The sequence below is a fragment of the Pelagibius litoralis genome (assembly GCF_011683915.1).
GTDB classification, from domain to species: Bacteria; Pseudomonadota; Alphaproteobacteria; order Kiloniellales; family Kiloniellaceae; genus Pelagibius; species Pelagibius litoralis.
This window is the reverse complement of the sequence record NZ_JAAQPH010000021.1, coordinates 96,763-102,762: the sequence shown is the minus strand read 5'-3', so window position 1 is coordinate 102,762 and position 6,000 is coordinate 96,763. Positions and strand designations below refer to the sequence as shown.

The window sequence follows — 6,000 nt, the reverse complement described above, 5'->3', positions numbered from 1 at the left end:
CGGCTGACCTTGAAACGTACTGCGCCGGCCAGACCCATGGCAGCGGTGAGGCCCGTGCCTGCTTGGAGGCCAACAAGGACAAGGTCTCGGCAGCTTGCAAAGCGGCGTTGGATGCCACAGGCGGCGGGCAGGGCCAAGGCAGGGGTAATAAAACGACCCCGCCTCAATAAAATTGGCCCCGGGGCCGGCACTGGAAACCAAGGGCCATTTCTGACCGGACTCGGCCCTAAGACACGCCTCAGAAGCCAGCTGCTGACACGGCGCTCGCAATAGTCTCAGTTCGACCCTGAGCGGCCGTTCGGCTGAAACGACGCGAACGGCCGCTATGCGGAGATAGTGTTGAAAAAGTCTGTTGATTGGACGGTTTGGCGCTGATTCACTCGATAAGAGAGTGGAGGTTTAGCGATGATGGGACCAAGACAGGTGGCGCAGGGCGCGCTTTTCTACGAGTTCTCGATCGAGGAGTTTGTACCAAAGGATCATCCGCTACGCGGAATTGATCGCTTCCTAGACCTGTCCAGTGTCCGCCCGCTCCTCGCGCCATCCTATAGCTCGCATGGTCGCCCTTCGATTGATCCCGAACTGATGATCCGGATGTTGCTGCTTGGCTATTGCCAAGGCATCCGGTCTGAGCGTCGGCTTTGCGAAGAAGTGCATGTGAACCTGGCCTACAGATGGTTTTGCAAATTAGACCTGGCCGATCCTGTGCCCGACCATTCGACTTTCTCAAAGAACCGGCATGGTCGCTTCCGAGAAAGCGGCGTGTTCCGTCATCTGTTCGAGACGGTTCTGCAATGCTGCATCGATGAGGGTTTGGTGGGCGGCGACAGCTTCGGCGTCGATGCGAGCCTGATCCCTGCCAACGCCAACCAGACGCGCGGCGTGGACAGCAAGGAAGGCTTGCCTCTGGAGCTCACATCCCGTGCTTTGGACGAGTATCTCGAGACGCTGGATGATGCCGCTTTTGGCGCATCCACTAAGGCTGTCCCCAAATACATCTCGCCAGTCGATCCGGCGGCACGCTGGACGGGAGCCGACGGTGGTGCGGCGTTCTTCGCGTACTCGACCAACTATATGGTTGATCTGGATATTGCCGTGATCGTCGATGTGGAACCAACCGTTCCGATCCGACCCGCAGAGACGCTGGCCGCGCGGCGTATGATCGACCGAGTGCACGACCGGTTCGGCCTTAAGCCAGATAAACTGGTGGGAGACACCGGCTACGGATCGGCGGAGATACTGGGCTGGTTGGTTGAGGAACGTCGCATCGCCCCGCACATCCCTGTCTGGGACAAATCCAAACGTACAGATGGCACATTCTCGCGGGACGACTTCAATTACGACCCTCTTGCCGACCGCTACACTTGCCCGGCAGGTAAGACACTGGAGAAGTCGCGGCGCAACTTCACCAAACCCCGCGCCACCAACGTCAGCAAAGACGGTCTGATCCGATATCGGGCTAGCAAACAAGACTGCGATGGCTGCGCCTTGAAAGCCAAATGCTGTCCGACACAGCCCGCCCGAAAAGTGCTCCGATCAGTGCACGAAGCGGCGCGCGATATCGCCCGAGATATCCGCAAAACTGACGCCTACATGACATCGTTTATCCAGCGACGAAAAGTCGAAATGCTCTTTGCCCACCTCAAGCGATACATCGGCCTGAGTATGATGCGGCTCCGTGGACCCAAAGGCGCAAACGAACAGTTCCAACTCGCTGCAACCGCCCAAAACCTCAGAAAACTGGCGAAGCTGGTACCGGAACCGGTGCAAACCTAGAGAACAAGGGCAATTCACCTCGGTTCGGCCAAACGCTAATCCACATCAGACACCGACTTCTTCAACACTATCCGGACAAAGCAGACTTTAGCCGTACCTTCAAAAAGTGTTAGCCCTATGGCATCATTTACTGATGATCTATGTGTTGACCTATCCAAAATTTGAGATTCACACCACACAAGTACTCGACCAGTTCCGTGCGCAAAATGAGCCTGAACGTGCTAAGCTGGTGGCACCCCACTTAACTCTGATGTTTGGTGTGAAGGGTGTCGAACCGCAAGAAATCGTTACCCTTTGCCGCGATGTCGTTGAGGCAATGCCTCAGTTCCAAGTAACGCTAGACCGCTTCGAAATGGACTATGACTCCATTGAAAAAACTCATAAAATTTATCTGCTTTGCGGTAAAGGTCGAGAACAGGTCATTGCGTTGCACGAGGCGCTTTATCAAGCAAAGTACAGGTCTCAGCTGAGATTAGGTATCCCTTACCAACCGCACATGACCGTCGCTACCAATAAAGATCAGTCAGCTTTGAAGGCGACAAAACTCTCTTCACTTGGAGAGTTGCCTATAGCTGGCACGATCGAGAAAATTGACGTCGTAGCTGTCCGATCCGGCAAACTTAGGTCATTAGAAACAGTCACCCTAGATGGGTAACTCTGGGCTCAGACCAGCCATTCGCTGCAAACTCGACGAATGACTGGTTCTGGCCGAACCTTGCCGCCGACGGCGATGGGTCGAGCAAGGCCAGTCGAGGCCACCACAAGCGGCTCAAGTCGACCCTTACGGGACGTTGATGATCGAAGGTTCGAACGTCAGAATTGGGATCGCATAGCGGCCGTCCAGATGCAGCGAGCAACAAAGCTGTTGAGTGCCGGAGGACACTACGTCTTTTTCCCTGACAACCAGCTTCGGTCTTCCGGCATGGTCTCCAATGCTGCTGCGTCAGGCGGAATGATCACCCATGGCTGGGCGCTGCGAACGAAGACGTGGTGTGTCGGACGAAGCCAGCTCGTATCGTCCAATGTACCTAGCTTCAGACTTACTTGGTCAGGGCTTCTGTCGGCTTTGTGGTGAATGCGCGTGCCGCAGTCCGGGCAAAATGAATTTGTGAAGGTCTGACCGCTATCAGCCCTTCGCTCGAAGCATTTTAGCTCGCCTTTCAACAAGTGAAAATCTTCGGTAGGAACCCGCATCGCCATCCCAAAGGCGCTTCCCGACTGAGTTTGGCAGATTGTGCAGTGACAGGCATAAATCACCACCGCCTCGCTTGTTACCCGGTAACGGACGGCCCCGCATTGGCAACCGCCGTCGAAAGGAGGATGCATTCTCTTTCTCCAACTTCTAGTAGGTACTACGTCTCAGTCCATAGCACAGTTTGCGACGAGTGGTTGGGGGGTGAAGGCCGCGAGGTGTGCCTGGTTGTGCGATCGGCTGCTTTCTGATCCCAAACCTGCCGCCCAGGCAGCCAACTCGACTATTGACCGCCATGGAGGCCGAAAGCGGGGTTCCAAAACATGACCGCTCCTGGCCAATGTAGATGGCGCAAGCGACCCGAAGCGGTCGTTGACCACAGGCATCTGAACAACGGCTAAAGCGGACCAAGCTGCCATTCGGGTGCAGCGCGGGTCGGTTATGGCGCCAGGTGCGGCCAGTGTTCCGCAAGCGCCTCCATGGCGAATCGTGGCGGCAGTGCATGCTCGCCCTCCGGCATGACTGCGGTTTCCACGCGCCGTCCCGCCAGTTGCAACGCCGCAAGCATGCGCGCGCGATCCTCAGACGGAGCCTGCGGATCCCGTGCCCCGTGGACGATCAGAACGTCGCAGCGTCCGCGCGGCGCTTGAACGACCCCTGAGCGAGCGCGCAAGGCGTCGAGGTTCCGACCCGCCTCTCGCTCCTGGTTCGCTAGGATTGCGTTCGCCAGCTCAGCATTGCCTCCGGGCGCACCGGCGCGAACCCACGATACCCACCCCTCCATGTCATACGTGCCGCTTTGCAGAACTAGCACGCCTGGCTCGGGCGCCCCATCCACGAATGCGCATGATGCGGCGACTGCGCCGCGACTGATGCCCCAGACGATGGACCGTGTGGGGTCCGCTCCGCGCTCGACCAGGTGCCGGAACGCGATGCGCAAGGCAGCCTGGGTCCGCGGTCCGCAACAGTCGGGCGGACCCGAACTGCCACCGTAACCTGGTTGCGAGACCGCCGCCGCGATCCAGCCCCGTCCCGTCAGCCGCTCGATCAGCGGAGGCGTCAGCCGTCCGCGCCCGCCGGGACGTTCGGGGAACTGGTGACCGTGCACGATCAGCAGCGCCGGCCTACGCTCACCCCGCTGATCGTCGGGCTCGGCAACGAACAGTTCGACAACCCCGCTACGGTGGTCTCGAAGACGGATCGTCCTTGGTTCGGGAATCGTCACTCAGATTCCTGCGTCCTTCGCTGACTGCCGGTTCTGGAGCCACCCAAGCATAGTGCCGTGAAGCGATATTCCACAGTAGGCGCGAAGGCTGACCTTCGTTTACGCCGCAGCATTGGGCTGTGAGGGCTCAATGTGGTCATTGTGGCACCCGTCAAAAATGGCCGTTCCTGGCCGGGAAGCGACCGTCTTTGACGGCCGCCTCCCACTGCACCGCATCAGACCTCTGTTTGCTCCGCTATTTCAAGGGCATCATCGACCTCAATGCCGAGGTACCTAACGGTGCTCTCCAGTTTGGTGTGGCATAGCAGCAACTGCACCGCCCGGAGATTCTTGGTCCGCCTATAAATCAGGGTGGCCTTTGTCCGCCGCAACGAATGAGTACCGTACTAATGAGGGTCAAGGCCGATACTCGCGGTCCAAGACTTCACAATTCGAGAATACTGGCGGGTGGAGAGATGCGGAGACCGCCGCATGCGGCTCGGAAAGAGGAAATCATCGGCTGTCAGTCGTGCGCGTTCGATCCAAGCCACCACCGCATCCCGGGTCGGCTCCGTGATCTCAAACTGAACCGGCCGGCCCGTCTTCCTCTGAACAATCGTTGCCCGCGGCGCGACCCGCCCTCCGTGGGCAAGGTCCGTGACACGCAGCCGCACAAGATCGCAGCTCCGTAGCTTGCTATCTATTGCTAGATTGAAGAGGGCAAGATCTCTTGTCCGGTCGGCCAGCTGTAACCGTACTCGAATGGCCCAGATCTCCTTACGTTTGAGCGGTGGCTTCTAGCCGGTCAGCCTGCCTTTGTTCTAAGGAACCTTGCCGGACTGGCCGCATAGGAAAGTACTCATGTGTCAGCTCCTTTTCCCGGAAAAGGAGCTTGGTTCGCTCATGGGGGCAGTGTCAGAGCAAAACAGCTTGAGCTGGTGATATGGCTCTCGTAGCCTCCGGCCATGCAAAATCCCTTCCGCTATTTCAACAGCACACCCGAAGTGATCCGCCTCGCGGTGATGCTTTATGTCCGCTATCTCTTGTCGCTCAGGCAGGTCGAAGACCTGCTCTTCGAGCGCGGTATCGGCATCTGCCATGAAACTGTCCGGTTCTGGTGGAACCGCTTCGGCCCGATGTTCGCAGCTGAGATCAGGAGACGGCGCCTTCACCACAGATCGTTTTCGCACTGGCGTTGGCACCTGGACGAAGTGTTCGTGCGGATCAACGGCGAGACGCACTATCTTTGGCGTGCTGTCGATCACGAGGGCGAGGTGCTCGAGGTCTTCGCTAGCAGACGTCGGGACCGCAAAGCTGCGCTGACGTTTTTGAAGCGGACGATGAAACGCTATGGCCGGCCGTGGATGCTGGTGACCGACCGGCTGCGATCTTATGGCGCTGCGATCAAGGCCCTTGGGCTCGTGGGACGCCATGTGTGTGGTCGCTGGCTCAACAATCGGGCTGAGAACTCCCATCAACCGTTCCGACGACGCGAAGGTGCCATGGCTCGGTTTCGGGACATCAATACCCTACAGAAGTTCGCTTCTGTCCACGCTTCGATTTGCAACCATTTCAACCACGATCGTCATCTCAATCGCCGCGAAATCTTCAAGCAGACCCGGTACGCCGCCCTGGCCGAGTGGCGTCTTCTGGCGAGCTGAGTGCCAGAGGTCTCCATGCTTCGCTGGCTAGGTCAAGTTTGTCTGACGGCACCAGATCAGCTCCTCTGGTACACTCCGGTTTGTGACAAAGCCCAAGGCACGATTGCCAGTATACCTGGCGCTCCGGCGAGTATCGGACTCGATCTGGAGTGGGTCCGTGACATCTA

6 protein-coding genes are annotated in these 6,000 nt (G+C 58.2%); 3 read left to right on the top strand and 3 right to left on the bottom strand.

What is annotated here, in order from left to right; translation table 11 throughout:
* Positions 1 to 405: 405 nt before the first annotated feature.
* Positions 406 to 1,776, top strand: a complete 1,371-nt coding sequence (locus HBA54_RS22675) for a transposase (protein ID WP_167228984.1) — start codon at positions 406 to 408, stop codon at positions 1,774 to 1,776.
* A 133-nt stretch (positions 1,777 to 1,909) separates the two neighbouring features.
* On the top strand, positions 1,910 to 2,431 hold the full coding sequence (locus HBA54_RS22670) for a 2'-5' RNA ligase family protein (protein ID WP_167228982.1): 522 nt from the start codon (positions 1,910 to 1,912) through the stop codon (positions 2,429 to 2,431).
* A 227-nt stretch (positions 2,432 to 2,658) separates the two neighbouring features.
* Here the strand turns inward: HBA54_RS22670 and HBA54_RS29945 are convergent, their stop codons facing one another.
* The 3 genes from HBA54_RS29945 to HBA54_RS29750 form a co-directional block, all read right to left on the bottom strand.
* Positions 2,659 to 3,102 carry a GFA family protein gene (locus tag HBA54_RS29945; protein ID WP_167228980.1) on the bottom strand — a complete coding sequence of 148 codons (444 nt, stop codon included), beginning with the start codon at positions 3,100 to 3,102 and terminating at the stop codon, positions 2,659 to 2,661.
* A gap of 305 nt (positions 3,103 to 3,407) precedes the next feature.
* The gene (locus HBA54_RS29250) at positions 3,408 to 4,076 is read right to left on the bottom strand and encodes an alpha/beta hydrolase family protein (RefSeq protein ID WP_322096094.1); all 669 of its coding nucleotides are present in this window, start codon (positions 4,074 to 4,076) and stop codon (positions 3,408 to 3,410) included.
* A 503-nt stretch (positions 4,077 to 4,579) separates the two neighbouring features.
* Positions 4,580 to 4,918 carry a tyrosine-type recombinase/integrase gene (locus tag HBA54_RS29750; protein ID WP_322096093.1) on the bottom strand — a complete coding sequence of 113 codons (339 nt, stop codon included), beginning with the start codon at positions 4,916 to 4,918 and terminating at the stop codon, positions 4,580 to 4,582.
* Between the two features lie 219 nt (positions 4,919 to 5,137).
* Here HBA54_RS29750 and HBA54_RS22650 point away from each other — a divergent pair, with 219 nt between their 5' ends.
* Positions 5,138 to 5,833, top strand: coding sequence for an IS6 family transposase (locus HBA54_RS22650; protein WP_167228976.1), 696 nt, complete (start codon positions 5,138 to 5,140; stop codon positions 5,831 to 5,833).
* Positions 5,834 to 6,000: the final 167 nt, after the last annotated feature.